The following is a 17668-nucleotide window of genomic DNA, read 5'->3' on the forward strand; positions in this document are numbered from 1 at the left end:
TTTTGGGGGCGCGCCCCCGGGGGGTACGCCCCCCCGTGGGGGGGGGGTTTCAGCCACCAGGGGGGGCCGGGTGGCCCTGGGGGTGGGGGGGGGTACGCGGCCCAACCCCCCCCCCCCCCCCCCCCCGGGGGGGCCGCTACCGATGCCATGCCCGCCGTCGCGGCGGGCATGGCATCAAAACATATGCAACCCGCCGTTCACCGCGTAATCCGCGCCGGTCACATACGCCGCATCGTCCGACGCCAGCCACGCGCACAGGCTGGCCACCTCTTCGGGCTTGCCCAGCCGGCGGATGGGTACCGAACCGGCCAGGCGATCCAACACATCCGGCGGGAAGCTGCTGATCGACTGGCTCGCGATGTAACCGGGCGAGATGGTATTCACCGTTACTCCGCGCGTGGCAACTTCATTGGCCAGCGCACGGCTGAAGCCGTGCATCGCCGCCTTGGCGGTGGCGAAGTTGACCTGGCCGATCTGGCCCTTGTGCGCGCTGACCGAGCCGATATTGACGATGCGGCCCCAGCCGCGTGCGGCCATGCCGTCGATCACCTGCTTGGTGATGTTGAACAGCGCATGCAGGTTCGAGCCCATCACCGCGTTCCAGTCGTCCTGGCTCATCTGCCGGAACAGCACGTCGCGACTGCCGCCGGCGTTGTTGACCAGCACGTCGATCTCGCCCACCTCGGCCTTGACCTTGGTGAAGGCCGCCACCGTGGACTGCCAGTCGGCCGCGTTGCCTTCCGAGGCGATGAAGTCGAAGCCCAGCTCACGCTGCTCGCGCAGCCAGCCGGCCTTGCGCGGCGAGTTCGGTGCACAGCCGGCCACCACCGTGTGACCGTTGCGGGCCAGCTTCTGGCAGATGGCGGTGCCCACGCTGCCCATGCCGCTGGTGACGTATGCGATACGAAGGGTCATCTCGGATTCTCCGGGGTCAGGCAGCGAAGGGATACAGCGAGAACAGCAGGCCGCCGGCCATCAGCACCAGCGAAATCAGCACCGCCCACTTCAGCGTGAACTTCTGGTGGTCGGCGAATTCCACCTTCGCCAACCCCACCAGCAGGTACGTGGACGGCACCAGCGGGCTGAGCAGGTGCACCGGCTGCCCGGCCAGTGAGGCGCGCGCCATCTCCACCGGAGTGATGCCGTAGTTGCCGGCGGCCTCGGACAGGATCGGCAGCACGCCGAAGTAGAACGCGTCGTTGGACATGAAGAAGGTGAACGGCATCGACGCCAGCGCCGTGATCACCGCCAGGTACGGACCCCAGGCATCGGGAATGATCGCCAGGAAGCTGCGCGACATCGCCTCCACCATGCCGGTGTTGTTGAGGATGCCGGTGAAGATGCCCGCGGCGAAGATCAGCGACACCACCGAAAGCACGTTGCCGGCATGGTTCACCACGCGGCGGCGCTGCTCGGCCAGGTTCGGGTAGTTGATCACCAGCGCGATCGCGAAGCCCACCATGAACAGCACCGGCATCGGCAGCACGCCCAGCACCAGGGCCGTCATCAGCGCCAGCGTCAGCGCCAGGTTCACCCACAGCAGCTTCGGCCGCTTGATGTCTTCGGCATCTTCCACCGTCGGCAGCGCGCCGTCGTCGGACACGCTGGAGTCCATCCAGCTGCCGCCGCTCGGGAGCTTCACCACGCCCAGCCGGCGGCGCTCCTTCAGGCCCAGGTACCAGGCCAGTCCCAGCACCGCGATGCAGGCCAGCACCATCGACGGAATCAGCGGCACGAACACATCGGCCGGGTCCACGTGCAGTGCCGTGGCCGCACGCGCGGTCGGGCCGCCCCACGGGGTCAGGTTCATCACGCCGCCGGCCAGGATGGTCACGCAGGTCATGTTCAACGCGTTCATGCCCAGCCGCTGGTACAGCGGCAGCATCGCCGACACCGTGATCATGTACGTGGTCGAGCCGTCGCCATCCAGCGAGATCAGCATCGCCAGTGCGGCGGTGCCGAGCACGATCTTCATCGGGTCGCCCTTCACCAGGCGCAGGATGATGCGCACCAGCGGGTCGAACAGGCCGGCATCGATCATCACCCCGAAGTACAGGATGGCGAACATCAGCATTACGCCGGTGGGCGCGATCTTCTTGATGCCTTCCAGCATCATCTCGTCGATGTCGGCGCCGAAGCCGCCGACCAGCGCGAAGATGATGGGAATGGTGATCAGGGCGACCAGCGGCGACAGTCGTTTGCTCATGATCAAGTACATGAACGTAATGACCATGCCAAAGCCGAGGATGCTGAGCATCATCTGCGGACTCCTTGCAACGTAGGGGTGGGGTTAGAAATCAAACTGCAGGCGGCCGGTGACCGCGCGCGTGTGGTCCACGGTGGCTGCCGCGAGGTGGTCGCGGTTGCGGCTGTCGATCAGGTTGAGCATGAAACGCAGGTTCGGGCGCATGTACCAGTTGCCGCCCAGCGTCCAGGATTCGGTGCGCGCGTCGATCAGGTCCGGCTGGCCGATCAGGTGCTGGTCGCCGCGCATCTGGTCGTAGCGCAGCGCCAGCTCGAACGCACCGGCTTTGTGGCGGATGTCCTTGATGCGCGCGAAGCGCCCGGTCTTGCGGTCGTAGCCGCGCGACTCGCCGGTGACGAACCAGCTGAGCATGCCGTAGCCGGCCAGCACCGTAGCGCGCTGGCTGCCGTCGTCGAACGTGGCACCGCTGAACTCGCCCTGCCACGACAGCGGCCCGCGCACCTGCGCGTATTCCAGCGACCACTTGTTGACGTCGGTGTCGCGGCCGGCCGAGAAGTCGGCCAGGGTCAGGCGGCTGTTGTCGGACAGATGCCCGGCCGGGCGCGGCCGGATCTTCAGGCCCGGCGCGCCGTCGGCGCCGGGGTGGTCGTAGCGCTCGTGCGCCAGCGACAGGCCCAGGTGCAGCACGTCGCCGGCCGTGGCGCCCGGTGCCCAGGTGGCACGCCCACCGGCCGCGCGGCCCTTCACCTGCCAGGCGTCGATGCTTTCCAGGCTGTAGGCGCTGGCCGCCCAGGTCGTGTCGCCCTTGACCGTCTGCCACGACGCACCCAGCCGGTACAGCGGCGCCAGCGTGGTGCCCGCGCTGCCGCGCTCCAGGAAGCTGCCGTAGTTGGAGCCGGTGCGGTCATCCAGCGAGAAGAACTGCTTGAACTGGCCCACGCTGAGCTTGCCGCCGCCGAAATCACGGCTGACGTAGACGTCCTTGGCCTCCACGCGGTCGCCCGAAAAATCGGCCTCCAGCTTGTAGTCCACCACGAAGAACTTGCCCGACACATCCACCCAGGCGCGGCGGATCTCGGTATCGTCCTTGTTCGGCGTGCCGCGCGAATCGTTGTCGAAATCGGCGAAATCCAAGTGCAGGCGGCCGCCCACGGTGGCGGTGACCGGGCGGTCGGCATCGGCATCGTCGGCGGCCCAGAGCGGGGCGACGGGCAACAGCAGGGCGCAGGCGGCCAGCCCGCGGCGACGCAGGAGATCGAAGTGCATGAACCCTCCCAGGTACATGGCAGTGGGAGGGCAGGGCACGGTGGCCCCGCCAGCCCGCAGGTTGTCGGTGGACGCATCGGCACCGGGGTGCGACGCGATGGCGCAGCCTAGAGCGGGGAAGCTGTCATCCACCTGTCGGCGTCTGCTGCAGCGCAGCGCAACCCACGGAACACCCCGCTCGCGCTAGGATTCCCGCACCGTTTCCGATATCCGCCCCATGCGCATCCTGCTGGTCGAAGACAACCCGGACCTGGCCGACGCCATCGTCCGCCGCATGCGCCGCAGTGGCCACGCGGTGGATTGGCAGAACGACGGCCTGGCCGCCGCCAGCGTGCTGCGCTACCAGAGCTTCGACCTGGTGGTGCTGGATATCGGCCTGCCCAAACTGGACGGCCTGCGCGTACTGGCCGGCATGCGCGAGCGCGGCGATGCCACCCCGGTGCTGATGCTCACCGCCCGCGACGGCATCGAAGACCGCGTGCAGGCGCTGGACGTGGGGGCAGATGATTACCTGGGCAAACCCTTCGACTTCCGCGAATTCGAGGCGCGCTGCCGCGTGCTGCTGCGGCGCACGCGCGGCCAGGCCAGCGAAGTGGTGCAGATCGGCGGCTTCCAGTTCGACAACGCCTCGCACCGGGTCAGCCTGGACGGCCAGCCGATCGAGCTGCCGAACCGCGAATACCGCCTGCTGGAAATCCTGATGGGGCGGCTGGGCCATGTAGTGGGCAAGGACGAGATCGGCAACGGGCTGTTCGGCTTCGACGACGAGGCCGGCCCGAATGCCATCGAACTGTATGTGGGCCGCCTGCGCCGCAAGCTGGCCGACGCGCCGCTGCGCATCGTTACCGTGCGCGGCAGCGGTTACCTGCTAGAGGCCATCGACGGCGCCGCCCATGCCGAAGGCTGAGCCCCGCGCGCCCAGCTCGCTGCGGCGCACCCTCACCCTGTACCTGGGCGCGCTACTGGCGGTATTTGCGGTGGCCTTGCTGTTTGGCGCACGCGATTACGGCCAGCGTGCCGCCAACCGCTCCTACGATCACCTGCTGGTGTCCTCGGCGCTGTCGATCATCGATTCGGTGGCCTTGGTGGATGCGCAGTGGCAGGTGGACCTGCCGTATGCATCGCTCGACCTGTTGGCGATGGCGCCGGAAGACCGCGTGTTCTACCGCGTGTTCGACGCGCGCGGCCAGACCGTCACCGGCTATGGCGACCTGCCCGCACCGCCGCGCGCACCCAGCGACCAGCCGCAACTGTTCGACGCGCCTTACAGCGGCGAGACCGTGCGCTTCGTGGTGGTGTCGCGGCGCGTGTCCTCGCCGTCGGCGCAGGCCGACATCCGCGTGCAGGTCGGCCAGACCCGCCGCGCGCGCGAGGCGGTGGCGCAGGACATCGTCAATCGCGCCCTGCTGGCCATCGGCGTGCTCTCGCTGCTGTCGCTGGCGCTGGTGGCCTTCGGCGTGCACCGCGCGTTCCGCCCACTGGTGAAAGTGGAGCGCGAGCTGTCGCGGCGCGAGCCGTCCGACCTGAGCCCGCTGGACGCACGCGTGCCGCGCGAGATGGACCAGATGGTGGCCGCGTTGAACCGCTTCATGGCGCGTCTTTCGAGCAGCAACGAGACCCTGCGCGCCTTCATGGCCGAGGCCGCGCACCAGATGCGCACCCCGCTGGCGGCGCTGCGTGCACAGGCGCAGCTGGCGCTGGACGATGACGACCCCGAAGACATGCGCCGCAGCCTGGTGGCCATCGACCGCAATGCCACCCACATGAGCCGCCTGCTCAACCAGCTGCTCAGCGATGCCAGTGTCATCCACCGCTCCAACCTGCAGCGCTTCGCGCCGGTGGACATGGTGGAAACCCTGCACCAGGCCTTGCATGAAGCGTTGCCGCAGGCACTGCCCGCACCGCGCGTGCAGCTCGCGGTGGGGGTGGCCTCGGCGTGGGTGCAGGGCGATGGGCTGCTGTTGCGCGAGGCGATCAAGAACCTCATCGACAACGCCCTCAAGTACGGCGGCGATGGCGTACTGCAGCTCGCGCTCACCGAGGATGCGCGGCAGTGCGTGGTGACCATCGCCGACCACGGCCCGGGCATTGCGCCGGGCGACGCCGAGCGCGTGTTCGAGCGCTTCGCGCGCGGCGAGGATGCCGCGCCGGGTGGGGCAGGGCTGGGCCTGGCCATCGTCAAGCGCGTGGTGGACAGCCACGGCGGTCACATCGACCTGAGCAACCGGCCCGGCGGCGGTTTGGTCGCCACCATCCGCCTGCCAAGGCTGCATGCATGAAGATCCTGCTTTCCCTGCTCCTGCTGCTCGTCGCCGGCAACGTTGCCGCCGATCCCGGCCAGACCCAGCGCTTCGCCGCCAAAGGGCCGGTGCAGGCGCAGCTGCGCATCCACGGCTCGACCGACATCGAAGTGTTCGCCACCGTCATCGCCGATTACCAGCGCCTGCATCCGGGTACCGAGATCATCTACGAGGATGTGATCGCCCAGGACATGTACGCGCGCTACCTGCGCGAACGCAGCGGCGCGAACGGGCCGGACATGCTGATCAGCAGCGGCATGGACCTGCAGGCCAAGCTCGTCAACGACGGGTATGCACTGGCCCACCGCTCCGCGCAGACCGAGGCATTGCCGTCATGGGCGCAGTGGCGCCACGAGGCCTTCGGCATCAGTTACGAACCGGTGGCCATCGTCTACAACACCCATACCCTGCCGGCCGCACGCGTGCCGCGCACCCGCCGCCAACTGCTGGAACTGCTGCGCGCGCCGGACGCACCGCTGGCGGGCAAGGTGGGCACCTACGACGTTGAACGCAGCAGCGTGGGCTACCTGCTGGCCACCCAGGACGGCCAGCGCGGCAGCATGGCCGGCGCACTGCTGGGCGCGCTGGGCGACAACCGGGTGCAGCTGGAGGAGCGCACCGGCGTCCTGCTTGACCGCGTGAGCAGCGGCCAGCTATCGCTGGTCTACAACGTACTGGGCTCCTACGCACAGGCGCGCATAGACGCGGGCGCCCCGCTGGGCATCGTCGAACCGGAGGACTACACCCTCGTCGTGCTGCGCACCGCCATCATCCCGCGAACCACCCGCAACGCACCCGAGGCGCGCCGCTTCCTCGACTACCTGTTGTCATCGCGAGGCCAGCAGGTCCTGTCCCGCGAAGCCCGCCTACGCTCGATCCTCCCGACCCAACGCGACAGCGCCCCGGGCCGCAGCTACCGCCCGATCCAACTAGGCCCGGGCCTGCTCGTCTACCTGGACGCCCTCAAGCGCCGCCAGTTCCTGGACGCCTGGAAGGGCAGCACAAGACACCAGGCCCCGCAAAACGTCCCGTAGAGCCACCCCATGGGTGGGTGCCCCAACACCCCACCAAACTGCCCCTACAATACGGCCATGAGCGAAATCACCATCCTCGTAGCCGACGACCACCCCCTGCTACGCGCCGCCGTCGTACATTCCCTGCGCCAGGCCCTCCCCGCAGTACAGGTGATCGAAGTAGCCAGTGCCCAATCCCTGGAGACGGCCCTCGACCAGACCCCGGAAATCGAACTGGTCCTGCTCGACCTCACCATGCCGGGCGCCCGCGGCTTCTCCTCATTGCTCCACGTACGCGGCTCCCACCCCGACATCCCGGTCGTCATCGTCTCCTCCAACGACCACCCACGCGTCATCCGCCGCGCCCAGCAATTCGGTGCCGCCGGCTTCATTCCCAAATCCGCCCCGGCCGAGGCCATCGGCCAGGCCGTCCAGACCGTACTCGACGGCGGCCTCTGGTTCCCGGCCATGTCCCCGGAGCGCTCCGAATCCGACGCCCTCCTGGCAGCCCGCCTGGCGCAGCTAACCCCGCAGCAATTCCGCGTACTGCTCTGCCTGGCCGACGGCCTGCTCAACAAGCAGATCGCCTACGAGCTGGGCCTGGCGGAAAACACCGTCAAAGTGCACGTCACCGCCATCCTGAAAAAGCTGGAATGCCACAGCCGAACGCAGGCGGCCGTACTGGTAAAGGCACTGGAACCGGAAGGCGACGCAGGCGCAGACCTGACGTAGAAGCAGCGCCATGCGAACGGCAGCGGACTAACAGTCCGCTCTACCCCGGCGCATGTGCAGGCACGCCGTCCCCCGAACAAGCCCGTCGCATGTGCAGACACGGCGTCGGCCGAACAAGCCCGTCGCATGTGCCGGCACGGCATCCGCCAACAAACCCGTCGCAGGCGCAGACACGGCCACCCCCGAACAAACCCGTCGCATGCGCAGACACGGCGGCGCCCGAACAAATGATCGCCCGCGCTCGGTAGGGTCGCATCCCAATCGACTGCCGATATGGCCCATCATCGCGATAATGGCATGACCCAAACCGAAGACACGCTCTTGCCTCCGGTCGCGCAAACGCCGTAAAAGAAAACGCAGGCGATAGCCACGACGGGGTAGAGCGGACTGTTAGTCCGCTGCTTCCCCCGAGACGCCCGCCACGGCGCAATCGTCAGCAGACCAGCGGTCCGTCTTACGAGCACGCTTCAGCACTCCGCTCTGCGTTGCCCGCGCCAATACCCTTGCTATAAAAACGCAATCAGGCCTTCGTCATGAAATGCTCGAAGCCAGCCAATGCCGGAGGCCTCCAGTGACCAGCAAGTCAACCCTCGAGCGAGAAGTGTTTCCCGTCAGAGTTCGTGCCAACCGGACTGATACATGGCTTGCATGGGAAGCCCCGGACGGACCGGCCTATTTCTGGGCGACGGAGGAGGGCGTTCTGTGCGCCGACAGCCTTTCTGGTCTGCTTGAAGAGATATATCGCATCGATGCTGGTGCAAGCGTTGGCTGCGAATCCTATTTCGATCTGGATGGTGCACTGCGCTGCATTCGTGAGCGCGCAGCCGTCGATCCTGAACTGATGATCGATATCTGGAATCTGTTGACGGATTTATCTCGAACGTTCTCGGGAACCCGTGAGATCTTCCGTGCAGATTTATCCGACACCTACGATGTGTACTTCTCGCGCTGCGAGGTTGCGGAGTTCGCGGGGCTGGGGGCGGATGAGGTGTCAGCAGCGAACGCCGAAAATGCAAGTGAAGTGCTGGAAGAAGGACTCGCCCTCATCGCAGCGGCGATAAGAGGGCGGTAGATCGTTGCTAGAGCACGCGTACGGAACACGTACGGCATCGGTAGGGCTGACTGTTAGCCCGCTGTTCTTCGCGACCGACTTGCCACTGCGCAAGCGTGGGGATTGCGGGCGTGGCCTGCATTGGGCGGCCGCTTGAAGATGTCAATGCAGGGTTGCGCAAAAGTGGCTGAAAGCGTCGACTCAGGCGAATTTCTATCTCTCAGCTATGTATGCGAAGTTGAAATGAAAGCGCTGTGGAACTGCCCGCCATAGCGTGAAAATATCCCGCCTCGGACAATTTGTCGCATGCAAGTTTGAGGAAATTCAGCCTGCATGTCTTGACCGGAGCTCGCTCGTCGTTCATACACATTCCCAATTGCCTGCCTGCGTAATTCCAGATAGCTGGATGCGGCAGTTGGGCAGAAAGACACCATCAATGGACTAGTTCCTCTCCAGGATAGGAGTATCGAGATGTTGCGTTCTGCGCCTTCGACACTGCATCGCTATGCGGTCGCTCTGCTTGTATCACTCTCCGTGACCTCGGTTGCATATGCCGAAGAGGTCACCAAGGTATGGAAGGTTGGCGGCATTGACCAGCCATTCCGAACAGAACAACAGGCGCAGCAGGCCATCGAGGCTGTGGTCGGCACGGGCTCCGAGCAGGACGAGCCATTCAAATGGCACGTTGCTGACACAAAGATGAGCAGTCAGGAGGTCACATACTTCTATCGTATGAGACCGATGGAGCTCATCAAAACCGAGTGGAAATACCGCTTCGTAAATCACGACTACGACAGCGAAGAAGCCATGTTGCAGGCGATCAGGGATCGATACGCATCTGCAGCCGGCTGCCCTGCAACCCAGATCACCCCCGGAGAGTGGAGGGTTGATTCAACTGGCCCCGATGGGAGTGCTTCGTTGATATCAGCCTCGCACCGCACGCTACAGTACTTCATTGCCAACGGAAACTGCGTGGGCTACGGCGCAAATTCCAACGTTTACCAAGTGCGTGACGTTCGATGCCCCAATCCAGGCATGATGGCATGGCGCCAAGATATCCAAGCCTGTGACCTAAATCCGTACTACGAGTCGCTCGCAAGTACGGTGATGATCTACACCACCAGTCCCATCACCAATCAGTGCTTGGTGGGAAATCCATGCGAGCCAACTACGGGCAATAAGTCGCAACCCGAGCTGGACCTTGAGTACAGCTGGCTCCGGTTCACTCGCTACTTCCAGTCCATGACATCAACGCCGGGCGGTGGATTTGGTTCCAACTGGACGCACTCGCACAACATTCGCCTCGCCATCGGCAACAACTCGATGGGATTGATCGAGGCAGACGGCACCCACTTGGCCTTCTACTCTGTGATGGGTGGGTACGAAGCCATGGACGAAAGTGGAGATCGGCTTGTCCGAAGCGGTACGGGTTGGCGGCTCTCCCGTGAGACGGAGGTGCTTACATTCAACGCGAATGGGCAGATTCAGTCCCGTGTAGGTGAGGATGGGGGGCAGCTCGCCTATCTGTACGATACCCAAGGCCGCCTGCTATCAATCACGCACCATACGGGGCGATCCCTTTCGTTTCAGTATGAAGCTGCATCAGACAGTCATTTGATCAGTTCGCTGTCCCTGAACGGAACGCGCGTTGCGAGCTACGAATACACTGAAGATGGCCAGGTCATGGCCATGAACGATGGCGATGGGAATCGTCGAAGCTATCACTACGAAGACCCAAGGTTCCCGCGCTACCTGACCGGCGTAACCGTCGAGGACGGTAGTCGCTACAGTTGGTTTGGCTACGACGAGCAGGGCCGGGTCGTGTGCAGCCGTCATTCGCCAGATTGCGGCTCGGCAGATGTCGGCGTTGATGGCGTAAGGCTCTCCTACGGCCCTGAAGGAACGACGGTCAAGGATGCGCTTGGAAGGGAAACTACATATGGCTTGTCACGAGCGGCCGAGTCTGGATACCCGCGAAAGGTCACCACCGTATCGGACCATGAGGGTGCAGAGAGTCGTTACTACTATGAGGGGTCACCCGACTTTTATCGTCCATTGACGCAGCGCGTTGACCGAAAGGGTGTCATTACAAACTACGGCGCGGCGATGGGTGTCGACGAGGATGCCGGTGGCCGGGAACTTCGCGTGAGGTACGTCGAAGAATCGATGGGCGAGCGCGAGCAGCGCTATACCTTCATCTCCAGAGATGTTGTAAGTAATCGCCTTGTGCGTGTCACTGCGGGAATGCGAGATACTCGAATAGTCCGCAATGCACGCTTTCAGCCTATCAGTGTCACGGCAGTTGACATGTCAAACGGTGCGAAGCGCGCTACTTCCTATGCGTACTGCGAGGCTGCAGACGTTGCCGCGGGCGGAGACTGCCCCGTACTTGGCCTGCTCAAGCAGATCGACGGGCCTCGAACTGATGTGAGTGACGTGGTCACGTTCCGCTACTACAACGCCCCAGCAAGCTGCTTCAACCCAGATGATCTGGGTACGTGCTGGTACCTGAAGGGTGATCTCAAGAGCGTTACAAATGCGCTAGGGCACTCGGTTGAGATTCTTCAGTATGACCGCGCCGGGCGCCCATTGTCGGTCAAGAACGCGAATGGCTCGAAGTCTTCGTACGGATACAACGCGCGTGGCTTGGTGACGCTGGCGCAGAACATTGGGGTCGCAACGCCATCGCGTGATGTATCCCAGATGCTCTACTACCCCACAGGAAAGCTGAAGCGCCAGTACCGTGCTGGTATTGGCTTCAGTGACTACTTTTACGATTCTGCCCAGCGTCTGAGCGGCTATCGTGAGGCCGGTCGTACACTTCAGTTTGTGCTGGATGATGCGGGTAACCGCATTCGCGATGAGGTTCCCTCGGAGTACTCACTGAGCCGCACCTATGACTCGCTGGGTCAATTGACAGCGATCATGGATGCGGAGGGTAATGGGACTTCGTTCAAGTACGATGTGAATGGCAATCTTTCGAGTGCTACAGATGCACGCGGTCGAGTAGCCCTGCACGAGTACGACTCACTCAATCGCCGTGTACGGACCACCCAGGATGCGGACGGCGTTGGTGCTCTGATCGAATTCGGCTACAACGTCTACGACGAGATTGACTACATAGCTGACCCCAAAGGGCTGGCTACTGGTTACGCATACAATGGTTTTGGGGATGTCATCAAAGAAGTCAGTCCGGACAGTGGAAACACAACCTTCACTGTCGATGCTGCCGGCAACCTGAAGACGCGAACCGACGCGCGAGGCGTTACCAGTACGTACTACTATGACGCACTGAATCGGCTGACACGCATCGCGTATCCGGATCCCAGCATGGATGTGGGCTACTCTTATGATGTTGCTCCGCCGGTTTGCACCAGTACCGAACGTACTGCGACGGGATACTTGAGCAGTGTCCGCCATGCGCACGGGAGCACGGAGTACTGCCGAGATGGCTACGGTCAAATCACCCGTAAGGTGCAAACGATTGACGGTGTTTCCAGTACCGTGCGGTATGCGTACACCTGGGGTGGTCGGCTCGAAAGGATGACGTACCCGGACGGTAGCGAGGTTGATTATGCATGGAGCCAGGCTGGCATTTCTTCGGTCGGCGTGACTCGCCCGGGCCAGCCGCGTCAGGTCGTGGTTGGTAGTGTGGGCTACGCATCAATGGGGGCTATCACAAGCTGGGGCTACGGGAGCTTTGGGCTGGACGGCACATTCAGTCGCTCTTTGGATCAGAACTATCGTCCCAAGAAGCTGACGTCGCCTTCTTTCGGCGGTCTTTCGTTGGCGTTTACCTACGATCCCGTGGGCGCAATCGTCGAAGTGAAGAGCGGCGACGGCGAGAATGCTCTGACCAAATATGACTACGACAGTTTGGGGCGCCTTGTTCGTACCAAGGACGGCCAGACCAATGTGCCGATTGAGAGCTACACGTATGACCTTACCGGCAATCGGACATCGTTGACCACTGCTGCCGGCACCGACCTTTATCAGTATGAGAGAAGCAGCCATCGCCTGAAGTCGGTGGCGGGCGAGGAGCGTCAGTACGATGCAGCGGGCAACACCCTCAGCATTGGCGGTCGCCAATTCTCTTACAGCGACGCCAACCGCATGAGCAACGTCTCTTATGGCGGCATGCCAGCGGAGTCGTATGCGTACAACCACCTTGGCGAGCGGGTGCTGCGTATGCCTGTGGGCAAAGCTGCGGAGACCTCGATGTACGATGAGTCCGGGCGGTGGTTGGGGAGCTACAGCGCGACAGGTCAGCCGCTCCAGCAGGTCATTTGGATGGGGGACTACCCAGTGGCAGTCATTAGCAGCCCATCGCCGGGTGTTCCGGAGATTGCCCGAGTTGAGCCTGATCATCTGGGGACTCCCCGTGTTGTGATCGATCCGGCTCGTGGTGTTCCGATCTGGGAATGGAGCATGGCGAGCGAAGCATTTGGAAATCAGATGCCGAACACAGATCCGGATCGCGATGGCGTAAAGTTCGAGCTCGCTCTTAGGTTTCCAGGGCAGCAGGCTACGGATGCAAGTGGGATGTACTACAACTATCAGCGGGACTATGAGCCGTCTGTAGGGCGATACTCGCAACGTGATCCGATTGGGCTCGCAGGCGGCATAAGCGGCTATGCTTACGCCTCGGGGAGGCCAACTACAAAGTTCGACCCCAGCGGTCTCATCGACGTATGGGTCTGGATGCCGCTTCCGTATGAGGGCGGAGTGCCAAGCTATGGAAAGTTGCACTCTTCCTTTGGTCATGTGTCCGCAACGTCACTTGGCACGGACTATTCATTCGGGCCGGGAGGAAACTATATTTCCAATGACTACGTATCGAAGCAACTGGAGCTTAGGAGCGGAATAAAGCACACGCTAAATCTGCGTCCAGAGGTGGAGCGCAGTGTGGCGGCGTGCCTGAGCCGCCCAAGGGAAAGCTACTCTGCATTGACCAACAACTGCGCCACGCCTATACAAGAGTGTCTGCGTGAGAACGGACTTCGCATGCCGCCCTACAATTTGATTCTTCCTGAGTCACTCAACCACTTTATGTGGTGGATGTTCGACACTTCTGAAGTGCATAAGAGGAGCGTAGAATGAGGTCAATGCTCATCAATATTATTGCAATGGCCGCTGCTGCCAGTGCAGCTGGGTGCCAGCCGCCTAGCAAAGAGGTGGTGCCTCAGTCTGCCATGCTTATCTATGATGATGTCGATGCCGGGCGTGTTATTGGATCCTCAGAGACCGCACTTCCAATTCTTGGTTTCATCTATCCAGACAAGACAAACTATGTGTTGAAAGTCTGCTATCACGGACGTGTTGGCTACGTAAGGGACGGCATAGCGGCGGTAAGACCTTCGACATCTCGATCACATGAGTGTCACTGAGGCGCGCTCATCGAAGGTCATACCTCACGGCTGCGGATGGTAGCGGGGTTGAGCGGGGTGTGAGACCAGTGGGGCGCATGGATGTTCCTGTCTACCCTGCTGATTGTGCAACTCTGCTTCTGCGCTGTGGATCTACTCCAGCAGTCCCTCTCGGTCCGTATAGGGGTACGCCATAAGTTGTGGGTATTGCTGGAATCGCAGGGAGGGATCAAAAGACCATTCCTCACCGCGCCGTAATCTTCTTTAGCGTTGTTGGATAGGCTCTACTTGCATCATCCGGACCGACCAGAAGGTGGTGATACAGCTCTCGATCTGTATGGCGCGGCGAAGGGTTGGGAGGTCTCCGCCGCGATGAATAGCTCGTCCCGCAGACACCGCGCGCGATTCTGAAGAAGTGGATTTCGGACTAGGTGGTTGAATGATCTCTAAATCGTGCGTGCCAATTCTGGCGGCGCTCATCTGCCTTGCCGCTTGTGAGGGAAGAGGCCGGAATTACGAGTCGCTGAGCGAGATGCAGCAGTCAAACGACTATTCAGTAGTTGCGGGGACGTCGGTTCCAGGCGACGCCCGCAACATCGCTGTGGACCTGGATGCTGAGAAAGGACTGCACTACCTATCCTACGTAACAAGCGATGAGAGCTACTCTGTTGTAATGCTTGGTTTATCGCCAGCTCGGCCGCACCTACTACCCGGCCGCGCAGGACTTCCGTCGCCGCCTCAACACCGTCACCGACCGCCGTGGCATCCAGACCAAGTACGTGTATGGCACCGGTACCGACACGGTGAGCGGGCAACCGGTGAGCGTGCAGACTGCCACCGAGGCAGTCGGCCTGCCCGAACAGCGCGTCATCGAAACCCAGACCGTCGTGGCCAGCAACCGTGTGGCGCTCAGCCGCGTTGGCAACCGAGAAACGCACATTACCCGCAACGCACGCCTGCAGCCGGCCACCATCGCCGTACGCGACACCACCACCAACCAGGTGCGCACCACCACGCTGAGCTACTGCGAGGCGGCCGATGTGGCTGTGCCCGGTGCTGGGCCTGCTCAAGCAGGTGGACGGCCCGCGCACCGACGTGAGCGACGTGGTGACCTACAGCTACTACGCCGCCGACGATGCCGGGTGCGCGACTGGCAGCACAGGCACCTGCAACTTCCGCAAGGGCGATCTGCTCAGCGTGAGCAACGCGTTGGCCCAGACCGTGCAGACGCTAGCCTACGACACCGTGGGCCGCCCGCTGTCGGTAGTGGACAGCAACGGGGTCATCACCGACTACACCTACCACCCGCGCGGCTGGCCCACCTCGGTCAGCGTGCGTGGCGACACGCCGGCAAGCAACCGCACCACCCAGATCAGCTACTGGCCCACAGGGCAGGTGCAGGAAGTCACCGAGCCCGACGGCAGCACGGTCACCTACATCTACGACGCGGCCCAGCGCCTCACCGACATTGCCGACAACGCGGGCAATACGGTCCACTACACGCTCGACAACGCCGGCAACCGTCTCAACGAAGATACGGTAGACGCCGGCGGTACGCTGCGCCGCACCCTGGCCCGCATCTACAACACGCTGGGCCAGCTGACCACGTTGAAGGACGCCGGCAATCACGCCACCGCGTTCACCTACGACGCAGGGGGCAACCCCGCCAGCGTGACCGACGCCTTGCAGCGGGTGACCACCCAGCAGCACGACCCGCTGAATCGTCTCGCGCGCATCCTGCAGGACGTAGGTGGCATCGCGGCCGAGATTAAATCCAGCTACAACGCGCTGGACCAGGTCACCCAGGTCACCGACCCCAAGGGTCTGCACACCAGCTATGCCTACAACGGCTTCGGCGACCTCACCGGGCAGGCCAGCCCGGACAGTGGCGGCACCGGCTTCACCGTGGATGCGGCGGGCAACCGCAAGACCCGCACCGATGCACGCGGCGTCACGGCCACCTACTACTACGACGCGCTCAACCGCCTGACCGGCGTCGCCTATCCGGACCCGAATCTAGGCATCGGCTACACCTACGACACGGCCCCGGCCGCATGCGCAGCGAGCGAGCGCTTCGCCAAAGGCCGCCTGGCGCAGGTGCTGCACGCAGGCGGCAGCACGGCTTACTGCTACGACCGCTTCGGGCAGATCACCCGCAAGGTGCAGACCGTCAACGGCGTGAGCAATACCCTGCGTTACGCCTACACCCCGGGTGGACGTCTTGCCCAGCTGACCTATCCCGATGGCAGCATCGCCGACTACGTGCGTGACAGCCTTGGCCGCATCAGCCAGGTCGGCCTGACCCGCCCGGGGCAGACGCGCCAGCTGGTGGTGAGCAACGTCACCCATGCACCCTTCGGCCCGGCAACCGGCTGGACGTACGGCAATGGCCGGCAGCTGCAGCGCCCGGTGGACACCGACTACCGCCCGCAGGCGGTGCATGATCCCGCCGCCGGCGGCCTGTCGCTGGGCTTCGGCTACGACCCGGTGGGCAGCATCACCGAGCTGAAGAACGGCACGGGCTCCACCCTGCAGGCCAGATATGCCTACGACACACTGGGCCGCCTGACCCAGACCCAGGATGGCGCCACCAGTACGCCGATCGAGACCTACGGCTACGACGCCACCGGCAACCGGACGTCGCTGACCACCGCCAGCGGTACCGCAAGCTACACCTACCCGGCTGACAGCCATCGCCTGCTGGCGGTAGACGGTGAGGCGCGCAACCACGATGCGGCAGGCAATACCGTCAGCATTGGCGGCAAGGAGTACGTCTACAACGATGCCAACCGCATGAGCCAGGTGAAGCAGGCCGGTGCGGTGTTGGAGGCGTACACGTACAACCACCGTGGCGAGCGGGTACTTCGCACGCCGACGGCGGGCAGCGCGCAGGTCACGCTGTACGACGAAGCGGGCCAGTGGCTGGGCAACTACAGCGCCAGCGGGTCACCGGTGCAGCAGGCGATCTGGCTGGATAGCTACCCAGTTGCGCTGCTCAGTGTTGCAGCGACCGGCGTACCGGAGCTGGCCTACATCCAGCCCGATCACTTGGGCACCCCACGTGTGGCAATCGATCCGGTTCGGGACGTTGCGATCTGGGAGTGGAGCAACAAGAGTGAAGTGTTCGGCAATCAGGCGCCGACCGGGGACCCTGATGGCGATGGGGTAGAGTTTGAGTTGGCGCTGCGCTTCCCGGGGCAGCAGGCGACGGATGCGAGTGGGATGTTCTACAACTACCAGCGCGACTATGATCCGGCAGTGGGGCGGTACTCTCAGAGTGACCCGATTGGGCTGGTAGCAGGGCTTAGCACCTATGGCTATGCAAATGGTCGCCCTGAGAGTTTGATTGATCGTCTTGGCCTAAAAGCATATACGGCATGTGAGACAAACGAAGTGCTGGCATATGCGCGACGCAGCGCTAAGAGCCCATTCGGTCCGACGATGGTGTTTCTGAATAGCATGGTGTTTCTTGACTACAAGGCAAACAATAGTGACCGGACGCTGTTGGAACGGGACACGTTCATTGTGGAGGGGAACACTCTAACCGCGGAGAGCTTTGGAAACTATGTGGCTGGTTATGGCGCCACATACTTGTGGGGACCCTTGGGTTGGGCGGTAACGAGCGCCGCCGGAATGGTCTTCGATCTCGAAGACTTTGGTCAAGGTCGGCCATATGATTGGGATGCGGATAGCCGTGCTGATATCGACGCAGGCACGGTAAGAGCGTTTGAGGA

9 protein-coding genes and 1 pseudogene are annotated in these 17668 nt (G+C 63.1%); 7 read left to right on the plus strand and 3 right to left on the minus strand.

The window, feature by feature from the left end:
* Positions 1-174: 174 nt before the first annotated feature.
* From phbB to ACOZHM_RS10950, 3 genes are read right to left on the minus strand one after another with little or no spacing between them, the layout of a single operon-like run.
* The gene (gene phbB / locus ACOZHM_RS10940; protein ID WP_421569279.1) at positions 175-915 is read right to left on the minus strand and encodes an acetoacetyl-CoA reductase; all 741 of its coding nucleotides are present in this window, start codon (positions 913-915) and stop codon (positions 175-177) included.
* 16 nt (positions 916-931) lie between these two features.
* Positions 932-2257 carry a CitMHS family transporter gene (locus tag ACOZHM_RS10945; RefSeq protein WP_421569398.1) on the minus strand — a complete coding sequence of 442 codons (1326 nt, stop codon included), beginning with the start codon at positions 2255-2257 and terminating at the stop codon, positions 932-934.
* Positions 2258-2290: 33 nt separating this feature from the next.
* Complete coding sequence (locus tag ACOZHM_RS10950; protein WP_421569280.1) at positions 2291-3472, minus strand: OprO/OprP family phosphate-selective porin; 1182 nt, start codon at positions 3470-3472, stop codon at positions 2291-2293.
* Between the two features lie 217 nt (positions 3473-3689).
* On the opposite strand from ACOZHM_RS10950, the gene ACOZHM_RS10955 reads away from it, so the two are divergent.
* The 7 genes and pseudogenes from ACOZHM_RS10955 to ACOZHM_RS10985 form a co-directional block, all read left to right on the plus strand.
* The gene (locus ACOZHM_RS10955; RefSeq protein WP_421569281.1) at positions 3690-4379 is read left to right on the plus strand and encodes a response regulator; all 690 of its coding nucleotides are present in this window, start codon (positions 3690-3692) and stop codon (positions 4377-4379) included.
* The gene (locus tag ACOZHM_RS10960; protein ID WP_421569282.1) at positions 4366-5751 is read left to right on the plus strand and encodes a sensor histidine kinase N-terminal domain-containing protein; all 1386 of its coding nucleotides are present in this window, start codon (positions 4366-4368) and stop codon (positions 5749-5751) included. Before ACOZHM_RS10955 ends, ACOZHM_RS10960 begins: the two co-directional genes overlap by 14 nt.
* Positions 5748-6806: an ABC transporter substrate-binding protein gene (locus ACOZHM_RS10965; protein ID WP_421569283.1), complete on the plus strand. Its 1059-nt coding sequence runs from the start codon at positions 5748-5750 to the stop codon at positions 6804-6806. Before ACOZHM_RS10960 ends, ACOZHM_RS10965 begins: the two co-directional genes overlap by 4 nt.
* Positions 6807-6863: 57 nt before the next feature.
* Complete coding sequence (locus ACOZHM_RS10970; protein WP_421569284.1) at positions 6864-7517, plus strand: LuxR C-terminal-related transcriptional regulator; 654 nt, start codon at positions 6864-6866, stop codon at positions 7515-7517.
* Positions 7518-8088: 571 nt separating this feature from the next.
* Entirely contained in the window at positions 8089-8589 is a 501-nt protein-coding gene (locus tag ACOZHM_RS10975; RefSeq protein WP_421569285.1) for a hypothetical protein, read from the plus strand.
* A gap of 450 nt (positions 8590-9039) precedes the next feature.
* Positions 9040-13668: an RHS repeat-associated core domain-containing protein gene (locus ACOZHM_RS10980; protein WP_421569286.1), complete on the plus strand. Its 4629-nt coding sequence runs from the start codon at positions 9040-9042 to the stop codon at positions 13666-13668.
* Between the two features lie 958 nt (positions 13669-14626).
* Positions 14627-17297: pseudogene (locus ACOZHM_RS10985) on the plus strand (RHS repeat-associated core domain-containing protein); the annotation flags it as partial.
* Positions 17298-17668 lie beyond the last annotated feature (371 nt).

Origin of the sequence: Stenotrophomonas sp. PD6 (assembly GCF_049199305.1) — a bacterium.
Classification (GTDB): domain Bacteria; phylum Pseudomonadota; class Gammaproteobacteria; order Xanthomonadales; family Xanthomonadaceae; genus Stenotrophomonas.